Origin of the sequence: Streptomyces sp. BE303 (assembly GCF_036290945.1) — a bacterium.
GTDB lineage: Bacteria > Actinomycetota > Actinomycetes > Streptomycetales > Streptomycetaceae > Kitasatospora.
The window spans coordinates 58,738-75,099 of the sequence record NZ_JAQYWZ010000947.1 but is presented as its reverse complement, the minus strand read 5'-3'; the positions used below and the strand labels follow the sequence as shown (position 1 = coordinate 75,099).

Below are 16,362 nucleotides of genomic sequence, written 5' to 3'. Positions count from 1 at the left end.
TTACATTCCGAACCCGGAAGCTAAGCCTCACAGCGCCGATGGTACTGCAGGGGGGACCCTGTGGGAGAGTAGGACGCCGCCGAACAATCATTGTGAAGAACCCCCGTCCGGGATCCGGACGGGGGTTCTTTGCGTTTCCGGAGAAGTCGAGAGAAACCGAGAGAAGTCGACGGGAATTGCGGCGACGGACGGATCGTCACCCCCCCACCATCAGGGGTGGACCTAGCACCACCCCGGATTCGGGGTAGGACGGCCAGTGCCCGGCCGGCTGTGGGACGGAAGACTTGACCACGGCGGTCGGAGTCGGCCGGCGACATCAGGACCAGCACCAGCACCAGGAGTACCCGTGACAGCAGAGAGTCGATTCAGCGGCGGCACCGTGCGCGCCCAGGCCGAGACTGCGCTGGCGTCGGGCGGCCGCGGGCTGGCGCGGCTCTCGGGGCTGGTCCTGGGCATGGCGCCGGTCGTCGTGCTGCCGGTCCTGGGGGCGTTCTTCGCGGGTGGCACCGCCGCCTGGGCCATGGAGAACTACTACCCCGGGGCTCTCTTCGCACTGGTCGCCGGGCTGACGGCGGGTGCCACGGTGGCGGGCCTCTTCGTCCGCCGGTGCGCGGACCGAACGCGGGCCCAGCTCGTCCGGTGGTACGGGATCCGGCTGCCGGTCGAGTACAGCCCCCGGCCGGCGCTGGAGGCGGACGAGCGCGGCCACTGGTGGACGGGCTACTCGTACCACCGGTCCCACTCCGTGGCGAGGCTGGCGCAGCTGCTGCACTGGTCGGCGCGGGACCGGGCGACGCGGTCGGAGATCCTCTGGCTGCTGGTCGGCCCGCTCGCGGTCGGTGCCATGGCGGCGATGGTGTCCGGACTGCTGGTCGCCGGGGTGGCGTACCTGATCAACGCGGTGGACGGCTACCAGGACTACGGGCCGGTGCCCACCGGCACGGTGCTGGCGTCGGTCCTGATCGGGCTGGCACTGATCGGCCTCGCCGTGGTGGCGTCGCCGTACGCGGTGCGTGCCTACGCGGAACTCGCACGCCGGGTCCTGGACCAGGACGGACGGGCCTCGCACGCCCAGCTGACCAAGCGGGTGGCGGAGCTGACCGAGACCCGGGCCGACGCCGTCGGCAGCCAGGCGGCCGAACTGCGCCGGATCGAGCAGGACCTGCACGACGGTGCGCAGGCCCGGCTGGTGGCGATCGGGATGACGCTGGGCACGATCGAGCACCTGATGGAGACCGATCCGAAGGCGGCGCGGGAGCTCCTCTCCGAGGCCAGGCAGTCCTCGGCCCGGGCGCTCCAGGAACTGCGGGACCTGGTCCGCGGCATCCACCCGCCGGTGCTTGCCGAGCGCGGCCTGGGAGACGCGGTCCGTGCGCTGGCACTGGACTCCGCGCTGCCGACCGAGGTCTGCGTCAGCCTGCCGGACCGCCCGCCGGCGCCGGTGGAGGCGACGGCGTACTTCAGTATCTGCGAGTTGCTGGCCAACGCGGCCAAGCATTCGGGTGCGGAACAGGTATGGGTGGACATCATGTACCGGGCCGGGCGGCTGCGGGTGACCGTGACGGACGACGGGGTCGGTGTGGCGGATCCGGGGAGGGGGACCGGGCTGCGCGGGATCGAGCGCCGATTGGGTACCTTCGACGGTGTCCTCGCCATCGACAGCACGTCGGGCGGTCCGACCACCATCACCCTGGAGCTGCCGTGCGAGTTGTCCTCGCCGAGGACCTCTACCTCCTTCGCGAAGGTCTGATCCGGCTGCTGGAAGCGCACGGCTTCACCATCGCGGCGGCCGTCGAGACCGGCCCGGAACTGCTGGACGCCCTGCTGACGCACCGCCCGGACGTCGCCGTGGTCGACGTCCGCCTGCCGCCGACGCTCACCGACGAGGGACTTCAGGCGGCGCTCCAGGCGAGGAAGCGGATCCCGGGCCTGCCGGTGCTGGTGCTGTCGCAGCACGTCCAGCAGCTGTACGCGCGGGAGTTGCTGGCGGACGGCACCGGCGGGATCGGCTACCTGCTGAAGGACCGGGTCTTCAACGCCGACCAGTTCATCGACGGGGTCCGGCGGGTGGCCGCCGGCGGTACGGCGATGGACCCGGACGTCATCGCCAAGCTGATGCAGAGCACGTCCCGGCGGCCGGGTCCGCTCCAGCGGCTCTCGCCGCGGGAGCGCGAGGTGCTGGAGCTCATGGCGGAGGGCTGTTCGAACTCCGCCATCGCCGCCCGGCTGGTGGTGAGCGACGGTGCGGTGGCGAAGCACATCGCCAACATCTTCACCAAGCTGGAGCTCGCCCCGGCCGAGGACGCCAACCGCCGGGTCATGGCGGTGCTCGCCTACCTCAACGGGTCGGCCGAGCGGACCGGCTGACAGATCGCCCGTTCCCCCGGACGCGAGCCGGTGCCGGCGGTGACACTCCGGGCTGCGGAAACGCTGAAACAGGTGTACGAGTAAACTCCGGTGGGCCGAGCCCGGAGGTTGCTCAGCCCCGGCACCCCGACAAGCGGGAACCGGTAGCCGGGGCAGCGTACGGCCGCAGCCGACATCCAGGGGTTGATTGACGTTATGGCACGCCCATCGCTCACCAAGGCCCACCGTGGCCTGCTCGGCGTCGTGGCCGCCGGGGCCTGCCTCATCTCCGGCATCGGCTTCGCCGGGTCGTACAGCGCCGTGCGGGACCTGGCCGCGGAGAAGGGCTTCGGCAGCTTCTCCTACGCGTTCCCGATCGGTGTGGACGCCGGCATCGTGGTCCTGCTCGCGCTGGACCTGGTGCTGACCTGGCTGCGCATACCCTTCCCCCTGCTGCGGCAGACCGCCTGGCTGCTGACCGTCGCCACCATCGCCTTCAACGCCGCCGCCTCCTGGGGCGACCCGCTCGGCATGGGGATGCACGCGGTCATCCCGGTGCTGTTCGTCGTCGTGGTCGAGGCCTCCCGGCACGCCGTCGGGCGGATCGCCGCGATCACCGCGGACCGGCACATGGAGTCGGTCCGGCTGATGCGCTGGGTGCTCTCCCCGGTGCCGACCTTCCGGCTCTGGCGTCGGATGAAGCTCTGGGAGCTGCGCTCGTACGACGAGGTCGTGCGGTTGGAGCAGAACCGGCTCGTCTACCGGGCACAGCTGCGCTTCCGGTACGGGCGCGGCTGGCGCCGCTCGGCGCCGATCCAGGCACTGCTGCCGCTCAAGCTGGCCAAGTACGGGGTTCCGCTCGATCTGGCGGTGCTCGACGGGTTGGACGAGGAGGGGCGGACGGTGAGCGAGGTGCCGGCGTCCCGAGAGGTCCACGAGGTTCACGAGGTCCACGACGGCCGCGCGGCGGGTGCGCTCGCGCCGGCCGCTGTCCAGAACGGGCCGCAGGCGGACGCGTCGTCCGCGCTCCGGGTCGGGGTTCCGGCCGGACCGCAGGCCGCGGTGCCGGCGGCGCCGCAACCGCAGGCCCACGACCCGCAGCCGGAGCAGCCCGGTCGGGCCGGGGTGCAGCGGGCGCCGCAGCAGCAGGCCCAGGAGGCCAGGCCGCAGGCCGAGCCCGTGGCGGCCCCGGTCTCGGCGGCCCCTTCCGCGGTGGCGCCGATGCCGGCGGAGGTGGCCGCGCCGATGCTGGCCAAGCTCGCCGCGGTGCGGTTGCGGGCGGTTCAGGAGCCGGAGGGGGAGGAGCAGCAGACCCCGCCGCAGCCCCGTGAGGAGCTGAACGTCTGGACCGAGCGGGCGGTGCGGACCACGGGTCACCAGGACGACGGCGCGCCGGGCGGCCGGGTGCCCGGCCAGGCCTCGCCGTGGTTCAAGCCGCCGCGTCCGACGGAGTCCGAGCCGGAGCCGCAGCCGGTCGCCGCCGCCGCGCAGGGCGGGTCGGCCGCGGCGCCGTACGCCGGGCAGGCCGGCCGGACCGGTTACGCCGACGAGGCCGAGTACCCCGAGCAGGACGGCTACGTCGAGCAGGCCGAGTACGCGGAGAGCGTCGCGGAGCAGGGCTATGCGCCGGAGTTCCAGGAGGATCCCGCCTTCGACGGGCCGGCGGAGCGTCCGATCGGCCCCGTGCCGCGTCCGGGCTCGTACCGGCTGGACCCGGAGGTCGTGTACGCGGCCCTGGTCAGCTACATCGACACCTTCGAGAACCAGCCCGATCCGCAGCGGCTGGCCGACTGGCTGACCAGGGAGTACGGCGTGATCGGCAACCGTGCGGACGGGTCGGTGCACCCGAAGGAGGTCGCCGAGCTCATCCCGGAGCTGCGTGACCGCTACGCGGCCTCGGGGCGGGACTGACCCCGCCGCAGGCCGCCCGCCTCCCACGAGGCGAGTCCCCCGCTCCCCGTTCCTCGTTCCTCGTTCCTCGTCACCCGATCGCCGGTCCGCCGTCCGGTTGGCCATTGACGCCCGACCCGGGCCGGTCTACCTTCACCTCAACAAACTGTTGAAGCGCCGGCCTGGCACGGGCCCCGCGCGCATGCCGGCGTGAGGAGTACGGATGTCGCAGGTCGAGGTGGGCGGTACCGGGCCGACGGGCGGAGCCGCGTTCTCCGCCGCCGCCCGCACCGCGGTGGAAGCGTTGCTCGCCCCGGTCGACGCCGACCTGGCCCGCCGCTACCCGGGTGACCCGGGCACCCGTCAGCCGGTCCACACCGTCTACGTCCCGGCCGACGCCTTCGCCGCCGACACCGTGCGGACGTGGGGCCGGCAGGCGCTGGAGGTCTTCGACACCCACGCCGGTACCCCGGCCGAGCTGGCCCGGGCGCTCGGTGCGGCGGACGACGCGCTGCTCGCCGACGTGCACGCCCGGGTCCGGGCCAAGCTGGAACGCGAGCCGGTCGAGGACCTGCGGATCGACTTCGAGGACGGCTACGGCGCACGCCCCGACGCGGAGGAGGACGCCGCCGCCGTCCGGGCCGCCGAGCTGGTCGCCGCGGCGGTGGCGGACGGAAGCGCACCGCCGTACGTCGGCATCCGGATCAAGTGCATGGAAGCGGCCGTCCGCGACCGGGGTATCCGCACGCTGGAGCTCTTCCTCGGCACCCTGCTCGCGGACGGCGGCCTGCCCGAGGGGCTGGTGCTGACCCTGCCCAAGGTGACCTACGCCGAGCAGGTCACCGCCCTGGTCCGACTGCTGGCCGACTTCGAGCACGCCGCCGGACTGCCGGCCGGGCGGATCGGCTTCGAGATCCAGATCGAGACCACCCAGGCGATCCTCGGCCCGGACGGGCGGGCCACCGTCGCCCGGATGATCGAGGCGGCCGGTGGCCGGGCCACCGGCCTGCACTACGGGACCTTCGACTACAGCGCCTCCTGCGGGGTCGGCGCCGCGTACCAGAGCCTGGACCACCCGGTCGCCGACCACGCCAAGGCGGTGATGCAGGTGGCCGCCGCCGGTACCGGGGTCCGGCTCTCGGACGGGTCCACCAACGTGATCCCGACCGGCTCCACCGCGCAGGTGCACGCCGCCTGGAAGCTCCACCACGACCTGGTCCGCCGATCGCTGGCCCGGGCCTACTACCAGGGCTGGGACATGCACCCGGCGCACCTGCCGACCCGCTACGCCGCCGTCTACTCCTTCTACCGCGAGGGGGTGGCCGCCGCCGGTGCCCGGTTGGCCGCCTACGTCGCCAAGGCGGGCGGCGACGTGATGGACGAGCCGGCCACCGCGCGGGCCCTCAGCGGCCACCTGCTGCGCGGGCTGGACTGCGGTGCGGTCGACCTCGGCGAGGTCGCCGCGGCGACCGGCCTGGACCGGGCCCGGCTGGAGGCGCTGGCCGGTCGCTGACCGGGCCCGGCCCGGGCCCGGTCAGCGACCGGCCGGTGGCCGGGGGTTAGGCTGGCTGAGCCGCCCGGACCGCTCGTCCGGGATGCCCGCCAGCCTCGTCGTCCTCCGGGAGAACCACCGCGCCATGTCCGCCACGCCGGAGCCGACCCCCAGGCAGTACCTCACCGTCCGGGGCGCGGGCAGCCACGAGACCGAGATCAAGAAGTCGCGGTTCATCTGCCACCTCGCCCGGGTCGCCGACGAGGAGGAGGCCCAGGCGTTCATCGCCGGCATCCGTCGGCAGTACTGGGACGCCCGGCACAACTGCACCGCCTTCGTCGTCGGCGAGGAGCAGCGCCGCGAGCGCTCCAGCGACGACGGCGAGCCCGGCGGGACGGCCGGTGTGCCGATGCTGGAGGTGTTGCGCCGGCGCGGGGTCACCGACACGGCCGCCGTCGTGACCAGGTACTTCGGCGGGATCAAGCTGGGCGCCGGCGGTCTGGTGCGGGCGTACGGCAGCGCGGTGTCGGAGGCGCTGGACGAGGTCGGACTGCTGGAACGGCGGCCGGTCGCGCTGCTGGCCGTGACGGCCGACCACACCCGGGCCGGGCGGGTCGAGAACGACCTGCGGGCGGCCGGTTACACGGTGAGCGACCTCGGCTACGGGGCGGCCGGGGTGCGGATCGAGGTCGGCGTGCCGGAACCGGAGGTCGGGGCGTTCCACACCTGGCTGGCCGAGGCGACCGGCGGCACGGCGGTCGCGGTGGCGGCGGGCCGGACGTTCGTCGAGGTGCCGGTCTGAGCCGCTGATCCCGGGAGGGCAGCGGAGCGGGGGAGCGGCGGGGCACGCATCCGGCGTGCGGTGCGCCCTCACACCCCCGACGGGCCGGGCTGTGCGGTCGTGCCGGTTCCGGACGAGTTTTCGGACAGATCCGGAACGACCGGTTTCGAGCCCGGTGCGCCCTGTCTAGCCTGGTCGGATCCGCCGACCAGGGAACCGAGGCCGCGATGCCCGTCGTCCAGACCATCACACTGGCCCCGGGGGACGACACCGGCTGGCACTTCCACCCGGGCCGGGTCGACGTCGTGGTGCTCTCCGGGACGCTCACCCGTACCCTGCACGACGGCCGGATCGAGGTCAGCCACGCCGGGGACTCGCTGGTCGAGCTGGGCGGGCCCGCGTACATCCACGTCGGTCACAACCGCGGGACGGTGCCCGTCGTCCTGGTCGCCACCTACGAGGCGCCGGAGGGGTGCCCGCTGGCCGTGCCGGTCACGGAGCCGGAGTGGATCCGGAGCGGAGCGGAGCGCTGCGAGGACTGAGCCCGGAGACCTCACCGAACCCCGGCCGGACGCCCGGCCGGACGCCCGGCCGGACGCCCGGCCGGACGCCCGGCCCGGAGGAGTCGTCGGGACTGGAGCAGATCGCCGCCGACCATGCGGGGCGGCTTGAGCAGATTCACTCGAACGTATTGACGTGGCCCGGAGTCGGAACTTCCGCTCCGGGTCATGGCGTTTCCTGGGCAAGGTCCGGCGAACCGGACCAATGACCCATCGATGGAGGACACCGGACCCCACCACCGCCTTCACGGAGGTACGCGCATGACCTCGGACCGCTTTCCGTCGTCGCCCGCCCATGCCGGTCCCCCCGGCTCCAGAGGCCCCGCGACGCCCTACCGGATGACCGTCACCACCGCGCTCCCGCACGCCGAAGCCGTTGCCCTGGCCGACCGGCACCTCGCCGACTGGCTGAAACAGGAGGGGTGCGAGGAACCCCCGTCCGTCGCACCCGCGCCCGTCGTCACTCCGTCGGCCACCTTCTCCGCCCGTCCGCCCGTCCTCTCACCCGACGTACCCGCCTCGACCGACGTACCCGCCGCGGACAGACCCGGGCGCGGCCCGGTGGCCGAACGCCTCCGGCTCGGCGACCGCGTCCTGCTCGACCGGGACAGCGGCTCGCTCCGCCCCGGATTCCTCCCGGCCACCGGCTCCGGGGCTGGCCCGGGCCGGGACCCGGACACCGGCCGTTACGACCGCCGACGGCTCCGCACACCCGCTCCGCACGGGACCGGCCAGCTCACCCTCACCGTCGCAACCGGCCCCGCAGGACCGACCTGGGTCCGGCTGGAGGCCGAGACGCACACCACCGACAGCGGTGTACGGACGCCCTGCCGGGTCCCCGTGCCCGAACTCGCCCGCACCCTGCTTCCGCTCCTGGACGCCGCCGACGGGCCGGTCGCCGTCCAGACCGTGCCACGGGTACTCACCGTGACAGGGGTCGACGACCTGATCGACGAACTCTGCGACCCCGACCGCCGGATGCCCACCGTGGTGGCCAGCGTCCCGGTCGGCCACTCCGTCGGCGAGTGGATGGCGGAGGTGGTCGGCCCGCTCAGTGACCAGTTGCCGGGGCTGGCCACCGTGTACGTCCTCGACCCGGGCGCCCGGACCAGGTTCAACGTCGCGCTGGAGCACCACGCCGTCTACGGCGGCGCGGTGCGCACCTACCTGCCCGAGGTCGACCCGGCCTCCCGGCAGGACGGCGCGCGGCACCCCGTACTGGCGAGGCGCCGGATCGAGGAGGACCTCCGCCGGGCCGCGGGACTGCTGGCCCGCGAACCTCGCCGGATCGCCGCCGAGCTGCCGCTGCCACCCGTCCTGGCCGCCGTCCCGGTCCTCAGGGTCGTCCCGTCCTCGCCCCGACCTGCCACCCGGAGCCGGACCGAGAACCAGGCTCCGGCGTCGTACTCGGACCCGGCCCCGACGGGGTCGCCGGGACACCCGGCCGGCTCCCCGGCCGGAACCTCGTCGGACCGGGCCGCTGCCGGCCCGGACGCCGTCGCCGGGGCCGAGTCGGCGGCCCTCGCCCACGAGGAGCGGCAGGACCTCGCCGAGCAGCAGGCCCGGGCCGACGAACTGGAGCGGGTCCGGCACAGCCTGCGCCGCGAGCGCCGTCGCGCAGGCCGGGGGCGTGCGCCGTCCGGCCGCCTCTGCACCTTCCCCACCATTCCCGGCGGAGCGGCCGGACCGGCGCCGGTCGCCGCAGGTGCCGGATCACCGACTTCACGCGGGTGCCCGCCGCCCGCTCCCGCCGGCGCCGGGCGGCGCTCCGGCCGACGGGCCGCGCCGACCGACACCCCCGCCACCTTCACCGAGCTGATGGCCCGGCTGGGCGAGTTCCCGCTGCTCACCTTCACCGGCGACCAGAAGGCCGCCATCGCCCTCGACGAACTGCGCTGCACCGGCACCGGCTGGGCCCGGCTCACCTGGGACGGCCTGACGGCGCTCCAGGAGTACGCCGAGGCCGCCGTACGCGGCCGGGCCGGCGGTGACTTCAAGCAGTGGTGCGAGCGCACCCCGGCCGGCTGTCACCGCTTCCCGCCCCGCAAGGCGGTGCGCGGGGAGTCCCGGACGGTGTTCAGCCACACCAAGTGGAAACGCGAACGGATGCTGCCGGTGCCCGAGTGCGTCGACGCCTCGCGGCGCGCGTTCATGGGTGCCCACCTGCGGATCGGCGGCGGTCGCACCGCGCCCAGGCTGCACTACCTCGACGACTGCTCGGGCAGTGGCCGGATCTATGTCGGCTACATCGGCCTGCACCTGACCAACACCCGCACCAACTGAGAGGCTTGGCTGACCGGTGCGTCCGTTCGGTGGACAATGTCCGGCAGGGGCCGACCTCGGGGTCGCCGGATGCCCCGGGCAGGCGCCGGACGAGCATGGGGGAACGACCACCGATGCAGTACTCAGCAGACGGCCAGTCCGACGGTGCGCTCACGGCCCCCCGACCGGGCTTCCTGGCCTCGGTCTTCCGCGACCTCGGGGTTGACGGGCCGGACGGGGACGGCCGGCCCGACAGCCCCGCCGGTGCCGACGCCGACACGGGGCCGGGCGGCGCGCCGCCGGGCCCCGCACCGGACGACCCGTACGGCGCGGGCGGTGACGAGGCCGTCGCCGCGCACGCCCGCGCCGCCGCGCTGACGCACCACCGCACGCTCACCGTCCAGGCCGAGCACGAGCGGTTGGCCGACCTGCTGCGGCGGGCCGCCCTGCCCGTCTCGGCCATGGACTTCGAGAGCCAGCTGCGCCGCTACGAGCCGCGGCCCTACCCCTCCGACGGTCCTGCGGCCGGGCCGGGCGAGGACCCGGAACCGCGCTGGGAGGACTTCGCCCCCGCCGGACCGCCGGCCGCAGACCCCGACGAGGCCCCGTCCCGCCGGCTGCTGGACTCCGGCTACCAGCGCGAGCTGGCCCAGGCCCGGCTCACCCACCAGCGCACCCTGCGCGAGTGGCGTACCCGGCGGGCCGAGTCCGGCAGCCCGGCCGTGGACGGGCAGCGGCGGGCCCACGAGGAGTCCGAGCAGGCCCGGGCGCGCGCGGTCCGCGAGTACAACGAGTCACTGGAGGAGTGCCGCCGGGCGTACCGGCTGGCCGAGCCGGCCGCCGTCGAATCGCTGCTGGAGCGGGCGCTCGCCTCGGCCGAGACCGCGACCCAGGACCTGCCCGCGCCCTGCCGGGCCGTCTACCGTCCGCTGACCCGGACCGCCGTGCTCGACCTCGACCTGCCGTCCCTCGACGTCTCGCCCTCGCTGGCCGGCTACCGGCTCGGTGCCGACGGCGAGATCCTCCCGGTGCCGCGCCCGCCCGCCGACCGGGCCGCCGACTACCTGCGCCTGGTCGCCAGGCTGGCGCTGCGCGCGCTCCAGGCCGCCGACGCGGTCGACACCGACGAGATACTGGCCGGCGTCGTGCTCAACGGCTGGCTGCGCGAGCCGGGTACGGGCGAGCCGCACTGCCTGCTGAGCGTGGACGCCGACCGGGACGCGCTGGCCCGCACCAGGCTGCTGCCGCCGGCCGATCCCGACGAGGAACCGGACGGCGAGGGCGTCTACGCGGACGCCGAACAGGACGAGGCCCTCGTCCGGTTGCGCAGGCTGGGCGCGGCCGTCACCCCCGACCCGTACGCCCGGGTGGTCGTCGAACCGGCCGCACTGGCAGCCGCCGCCGTGCCGGCCGCACCGGACCTCTCGGGCAACGAGTTCGCCCAGCTGGTCCGTGAACTGCTCACCCGGGGCGGGCTGGCGCAGTGGAGCGTCCGGCTGCGGGGCCGGGCCGGGCTGGTCGCCACCGGTGAGGGACCGGCCGGCAGCGCGCTGCCCGGCCGCTGGGTGGTCTGGGCCTCCCGCAGCACGGACGCGGTGGGTGAGGAGGAGATCCGGACGCTGGCGGAAGCGGTCCGGGAGGAGTCGGCCGAGCGCGGGCTCCGGCTGACCACCGGCCGGTTCACCGACGGCGCGCTCGACCTCACGGGTGAGGACGGGCACCGGCACATCCACCTGGTCGACGGCGAGGGCGTCCGCGAGCTGACCCGCACCCACCTCGGCCTGCCGCTCGCCGCGGGGCTCTGAGCGGGACGGACCCCGCACGGCGGCTCACCCTGACGGACCGTCCGGCGGGCGCCGCCCGGTGGCCCGCGTGAGGCTGGGGGCACGGGCGTCCGGGTGAACCGGGGCCCGGCCGAATGGCGGCACCCGGCGTCGGACGGGTTCGCGAGACCGACCGGCACCGGCCGGCGGTCGGCCCGGGGACGGGCGGGACACGGGGGAGAGGGAATGGACAGACGGTCCGCCACGGCGGAGGAGCGGTGACCGCGATCCTGGTCGCGGCGGGGGCGTTCCTGATGACGCTGCTGGGCGGCTGGGTCGCCCAGCGCACCGGGGACCGCCGCCACCTGGTGCTCGGCTTCGCCGCCGGGCTGATGCTCGGCGTGGTGGCCTTCGACCTGCTCCCGGAGGCGCTGCACCAGGCGCCCGAGGAGTTCCACGGGGTGCCGCAGGCACTGCTGATGTTCGCGGCCGGCTTCCTGACCATCCACATCGTCGAGCGGGCGGTCGCCATTCACCGCGGCCACGAGGACGAGTACGCCGAGCACACCCACGGCCAGCGGTCCGTGTCCGGCCACGCGCACGGCCACTCCCACGGCCGCACCCGGTCCGGCCTCGACGGACAGCAGGGCGTGGGCCTCACCGCGGCGCTCGCCCTGGTCGGCCACAGCCTGATGGACGGCTTCGCGATCGGCGCGGCCTTCCAGGCCGGCACCACGGTCGGGACGGTGGTGGCGATCGCCGTGGTCGCGCACGACTTCGCCGACGGCTTCAACACCTACACGCTGACCCGGCTCTACGGGAACGACCGACGGCGGGCGCTGACGCTGCTCGCGGCGGACGCGATCGCGCCGGTGACGGGGGCGGCGATCACCCTGCTGTTCACCATCTCCGAGCACGTGCTCGGCCTCTACCTCGGGTTCTTCGCCGGCTTCCTGCTCTACCTGGCGACCTCCGACATCCTCCCCGAGGCACACAGCCCGCACCCCTCGCGCTCCACGCTGCTCTGCACCCTCGTCGGTGTGGGCTTCATGTGGCTGGTGATCGGCTTCGCCGGCTGACGGCGGGGCCGCCGGTGCCAGGGCGCCCGTCAGGCCGTCACCTCCCGGCCGCGGTCAGCTCCCGGCCACGGTCATTTCTCGGTCGCGGGCGGCCCACCGCGCCTGCAGCGCGCCCAGGGCCTCGGTGATCGCCGGGCGCCGCGAGGCCTGCGAGCGCCAGAGCGCGAACACCCGCCGGGCAGGCTCCGGGACCACCGGCCGTGCGACCACGCCCGACGGCAGCACGCCCCGGCCCAGTCGGGGCACCAGACCGACGCCGAGCCCCGCCGCGATCAGCGCGATCTGGGTCTCGAACTCGCCGACCCGGTAGTGGACGTCGGGCTCCTCACCGGCCTCCCGCAGCGTCCGGACCAGCCAGTCGTGGCAGATGTTGCCGGGCGGCACGCTGATCCAGCGCTGCTCGCGGAGCCGGCCCACCGGCACCACCGAGAGTCCGGCCAGCGGATGGCCGGCGGGAAGCAGCAGGTCCACCGGGTCGGGGCCGAGATCCAGCCGGGAGAGTCCCTCCTGCACCGGCAACGGCACCGTCGGCCAGTCCTGGACCAGCGCCAGGTCCACCTCGCCGCGGGCCACCAGATCGGCGGCCGGGTAGGGATCGCTCTCCAGCAGCCGCACGTCCAGGTCCGGGCACCGCGTGCGCAGATCGGAAAGCACCCCTGGCATCAGCCCCCGGGCCCCGGTGGCGAACGCGGCCACCGTCAGCCGCCCGACCGCCTGGCCGCGCTGCTCCTCCAGCCGCACCTCGGCCCGTTCCACCAGGCCCAGCACCGCCTGTGCGGTGGCGGCCAGCTCGCGCGCGGCGTCCGTCAGCACCACCCCGCGGCCCTGACGTTCCAGCAGCACCGTCCTGGTCTCCCGCTCCAGCTTGGCGATCTGCTGCGAGACGGCGGACGGGGTGAACCCGAGGGCCGCCGCCGCCCCGCCGACCGAACCGTGCACGGCCACCGCGTGCAGCGCCCGCAGGCGCCCCAGATCCATCATGGGTCCATCATGCAGCAACGCTTAAGCATGGCCTTCAGTATTCATCGCTGGTGCTGCACGATGGCGGCGGTCATCCTCGATCCATGAGCGCAACCCCGCAGGCCGCCCCCGGCGCCGGCATGAGCCCGCGTCACATCGCCCTGGCCGTCCTGGTGGCCGCCGTGTGGGGCCTCAACTTCGTCCTCATCCACGTCGGTCTGCAGAACTTCCCGCCCCTGCTCTTCTGCGCGCTGCGGTTCGCCGTGGTCGCCGTCCCGGCGATCTTCTTCATCGGCCCGCCCAGGGTCGCCGTGCGGTGGGTGCTCGCCGTCGGCCTGGTGCTCGGGGTGGTCAAGTTCGGTCTGCTCTTCCTGGGCATGCACGCCGGGATGCCGGCCGGCCTCTCCTCCCTCGTGCTCCAGGGGCAGGCCGTCTTCACCGCGCTGTTCGCTGCCGTCCTGCTGGGCGAGCGGCCCGGCGGGCGGCGGCTGACCGGGCTGGCGGTCGCGCTCGCCGGGATCGGACTGAGCGCCGTCGACCGCGGCGTCGGCGGACCGGTCGGCGCGTTCGTCCTGGTCGTCCTCGCCGCGACCGCCTGGGGCCTCTCCAACGTGCTGACCCGCAAGGCCGCCCCGCCGGACGCGCTGCGCTGGATGGTCTGGGTCAGCGCCGTCCCGCCGCTGCCACTGCTCGGCCTCTCGCTGCTGGTCGAGGGACCGGAGGCCGACCTGCGCGCGCTGCGCGAGATCACCCCGGCCGGACTGGGCGCGATCGGCTACGTCGGGCTGGTCTCCACCCTGTTCGGGTTCGTCGCCTGGAGCTACCTCCTGCGCAGCTACGACGCCACCGCGGTCGCGCCCTACTCGCTGCTGGTGCCGGTGTTCGGGATGTCCTCGGCCTGGCTGCTGCTCGGAGAACCGGTCAGCCCCCTGGCCGGCGCCGCCGCGCTGCTGGTGATCGCCGGGATCGGGATCACCGCCCTGCGCCCGGGGACGGTCGGCACGGCGGCGTGGTGGCCGCGTACGCGGCCTCGGCGGTCCGCAGTGCCCGCAGCAGCACGTCCTGGTCGGCGGGGCTGACCGGACCGAAGTACTCCTGGGCCACCTCGTGCCGGACCTGGCCGATCTGCTCCACCGCCGACCGGCCGGCCGCGGTCAGCACGATCCGTACGGCGCGGCGGTCGGCGGGGTCCGGGGCCCGCTCGACCATTCCCGCCTCCTCCAGCGCGTCGACCACGGTGGTGGCCGAGCGGGGGGCGATGTGCAGCCGGTCGGCGAGATCGCTCAGGCGCATCGCCCGGCCGGGCAGCTCGCAGCCGGGCGCGTGCGCCAGGGCCCGCAGGGCGCGGCCCTGGCCGGGGGTGATGCCGTAGGGCTCCAGACGCTCGCTGGTGCGGCGGCGGATCCGCTTGATCGCCCGGGTCATCGCGTCGGCCAGCTCGGCGGCGGTGTCGGCGGCACGCGCTTCGGTGGCGTTCGCCTCGCCGGAGCCCGCTTCCCCGGGAGCGGCTTCCCCGGGGAGCGCCTCCTCGCGGTTCGTTTCCTCGCGCTTCGTTTCCTCGGGATTCGCGCCGGTGTTCGGAACGGGGGAGGAGCTCGCCGCGTCGTCGGTCGGCGTGGTGGTCATGGGCGGATCTCCTCGGCAGGTGTTCGGCCAAGGGTATCGGCCGCCTCGGGCGCGGGACCGGGGTCGAAGGAGGCCGGGGCCAGGACCGGGGGCCGCTCCGGAGCCGGGCGGGAGCCGTTCGAGGGCAGGTCGGGAACCGGTTGCGGACCGCGGGCCGAAAAATGTTGAGCCAGGCTCAGTATCTGGGTTAGCGTAGCCCGAGTGAGGGCGCCCTAAGTTCCCTCCCCGCACCTTGGAGAGCCAATGCCCCGCTCCGAAGCACGCGTCGCCACCGACCGTTCCGCCCGCTACGCCAAGCAGCTCGCCGCCCACATGGGCCGCAAGATCCAGGCCGACTGGTCCGAGGAGACCGGCCGCGGCACCCTCACCTTCGGTCTGGGCACCGCCACGCTGGAGGCCACCCCCGACGCACTGCTGCTCGCGGTCGAGGGCGAGACCGCGAACCTTCCGGGCCTGGAGGACGTGGTCGGACGCCACCTGGTCCGCTTCGGCGCCCGCGACGAGCTGGTCGTCGAGTGGCGGCGCGACAACGGCGAGACCGGCCTCGTCCACCGGAACGACGAGGAGCCGGCCGAGAGCTGAGCCCGTCAGCGGCCCGTCGGGGAGCTGGGACCACCCGGTCGACGGCGGGCCGGGAGCCACCGGGCGAGGGCCAGGAGGACCAGCCCGCCCAGGCACCAGCTGGCCACCACGTCCAGCAGCCAGTGATAGTCGCTCCACACCAGCCCCAGCCCCACGCCCGCTGACAGGAGAGCCGCCCCCTCCGCCAGTCGGCGCCGCGAGCGCGGCCCGGCCGTCCGGGCCAGCAGCAGCGCCGCCACCCCGTACGCGAGCGTCGCGGTGGCGGTGTGCCCGGACGGGTACCAGCCCCACTGGTCGGCCGCCAGCGGCAGCCCGAACGGGCCGGGCCGCGCGAACCACGCCTTCGCCGGGACCACCAGCAGCGGGATCAGCCCGGCCGTCAGTACCGCGACCGCGCCCGGCAACCACCAGCGTGACACCCCCGCGAGGCGATCCCGCCAAGCGGCCACGGCCCCGCCGAGGAACAGCACCGGCACCGCCGCGGCGCCGCCGCCCAGGTCGGACAGTGCCTTGCCGAGATGGTTGAGCAGGGCGCTGTGCAGCTCGTGCCGGGTCTCCCGGACGGCGCTCCGCGCCCAGCGGTCCAGTCCGAGCAGCGGGCCGTCCACCGCCACCTGCCAGGACACCACCACCAGCACCACCGCGAGCAGCACCGGCACCGCCGGACGGCCGAGGACGCGGGACAGCCGCCCCGGAGCAGGGGGGAGAGCTCCGGGGCGGCTCTGATGATCGCCGTTCCGTGCGTCCCGGGGGGTGTGGGTCGGACGGTCGGTCGATCGGCCTTCGGTGTGTGCCGCCCCGCGGGGGACGGCCTGGTTGTCCTCGCGGCCGGCGTACGGAACCGCCAGTGGCTGGGGCTCGCTGTCCATCTGTGATGACACTACGTCAAGGTCCTTGCACGGCCGAGGAGCTTCAGCGATTCCGCACACCATCTTCACCGCCCCGCAGCCGGCGCCACACGGGGTCCGCATCGGGGTCCGCATCGCCGTTCGAACCGGGGGGTGCACCGGGGTCGCGCGGG

Annotated in this window: 14 protein-coding genes and 1 rRNA gene; 12 read left to right on the top strand and 3 right to left on the bottom strand. The window is 74.6% G+C overall.

What is annotated here, in order from left to right:
• The 10 genes from rrf to PUR56_RS39880 all read left to right on the top strand — a co-directional run.
• Positions 1–85: ribosomal RNA gene (gene rrf, locus PUR56_RS39925) — 5S ribosomal RNA — on the top strand; the annotation flags it as partial.
• A 261-nt stretch (positions 86–346) separates the two neighbouring features.
• A complete protein-coding gene (locus PUR56_RS39920) occupies positions 347–1,750 on the top strand; it encodes a sensor histidine kinase (RefSeq protein WP_329877467.1) in 1,404 nt (467 codons plus the stop codon).
• A complete protein-coding gene (locus tag PUR56_RS39915; RefSeq protein WP_329877469.1) occupies positions 1,702–2,367 on the top strand; it encodes a response regulator transcription factor in 666 nt (221 codons plus the stop codon). The genes PUR56_RS39920 and PUR56_RS39915 overlap by 49 nt, the downstream gene beginning before the upstream one ends.
• Before the next feature lie 195 nt (positions 2,368–2,562).
• Positions 2,563–4,257 (top strand): DUF2637 domain-containing protein, encoded by a 1,695-nt coding sequence (locus tag PUR56_RS39910; protein ID WP_329952564.1) that lies wholly within the window; start codon positions 2,563–2,565, stop codon positions 4,255–4,257.
• A 202-nt stretch (positions 4,258–4,459) separates the two neighbouring features.
• Positions 4,460–5,749 (top strand): DUF6986 family protein, encoded by a 1,290-nt coding sequence (locus PUR56_RS39905; RefSeq protein WP_329952563.1) that lies wholly within the window; start codon positions 4,460–4,462, stop codon positions 5,747–5,749.
• A 124-nt stretch (positions 5,750–5,873) separates the two neighbouring features.
• Entirely contained in the window at positions 5,874–6,530 is a 657-nt protein-coding gene (locus tag PUR56_RS39900) for a YigZ family protein (protein ID WP_329877572.1), read from the top strand.
• Between the two features lie 206 nt (positions 6,531–6,736).
• Complete coding sequence (locus PUR56_RS39895) at positions 6,737–7,051, top strand: cupin domain-containing protein (RefSeq protein WP_329952562.1); 315 nt, start codon at positions 6,737–6,739, stop codon at positions 7,049–7,051.
• A 357-nt stretch (positions 7,052–7,408) separates the two neighbouring features.
• Positions 7,409–9,352 carry a hypothetical protein gene (locus PUR56_RS39890; RefSeq protein ID WP_329952561.1) on the top strand — a complete coding sequence of 648 codons (1,944 nt, stop codon included), beginning with the start codon at positions 7,409–7,411 and terminating at the stop codon, positions 9,350–9,352.
• A gap of 113 nt (positions 9,353–9,465) precedes the next feature.
• Positions 9,466–11,136, top strand: a complete 1,671-nt coding sequence (locus PUR56_RS39885; RefSeq protein WP_329952560.1) for a restriction endonuclease — start codon at positions 9,466–9,468, stop codon at positions 11,134–11,136.
• A 272-nt stretch (positions 11,137–11,408) separates the two neighbouring features.
• Positions 11,409–12,173 carry a ZIP family metal transporter gene (locus PUR56_RS39880; RefSeq protein ID WP_380362144.1) on the top strand — a complete coding sequence of 255 codons (765 nt, stop codon included), beginning with the start codon at positions 11,409–11,411 and terminating at the stop codon, positions 12,171–12,173.
• A gap of 54 nt (positions 12,174–12,227) precedes the next feature.
• Here the strand turns inward: PUR56_RS39880 and PUR56_RS39875 are convergent, their stop codons facing one another.
• Complete coding sequence (locus PUR56_RS39875; protein ID WP_329952559.1) at positions 12,228–13,154, bottom strand: LysR family transcriptional regulator; 927 nt, start codon at positions 13,152–13,154, stop codon at positions 12,228–12,230.
• A gap of 119 nt (positions 13,155–13,273) precedes the next feature.
• Between PUR56_RS39875 and PUR56_RS39870 the strand changes: the two genes are divergently transcribed.
• A complete protein-coding gene (locus PUR56_RS39870) occupies positions 13,274–14,212 on the top strand; it encodes an EamA family transporter (protein WP_329877574.1) in 939 nt (312 codons plus the stop codon).
• Here the strand turns inward: PUR56_RS39870 and PUR56_RS39865 are convergent.
• Positions 14,106–14,759, bottom strand: a complete 654-nt coding sequence (locus tag PUR56_RS39865) for a MarR family winged helix-turn-helix transcriptional regulator (RefSeq protein ID WP_329952558.1) — start codon at positions 14,757–14,759, stop codon at positions 14,106–14,108. The genes PUR56_RS39870 and PUR56_RS39865 overlap by 107 nt on opposite strands.
• A 243-nt stretch (positions 14,760–15,002) precedes the next feature.
• Between PUR56_RS39865 and PUR56_RS39860 the strand changes: the two genes are divergently transcribed.
• On the top strand, positions 15,003–15,341 hold the full coding sequence (locus tag PUR56_RS39860) for a DUF2218 domain-containing protein (RefSeq protein ID WP_329877485.1): 339 nt from the start codon (positions 15,003–15,005) through the stop codon (positions 15,339–15,341).
• A gap of 5 nt (positions 15,342–15,346) precedes the next feature.
• Here the strand turns inward: PUR56_RS39860 and PUR56_RS39855 are convergent, their stop codons facing one another.
• Positions 15,347–16,210, bottom strand: a complete 864-nt coding sequence (locus PUR56_RS39855; protein ID WP_329952557.1) for a phosphatase PAP2 family protein — start codon at positions 16,208–16,210, stop codon at positions 15,347–15,349.
• Positions 16,211–16,362 lie beyond the last annotated feature (152 nt).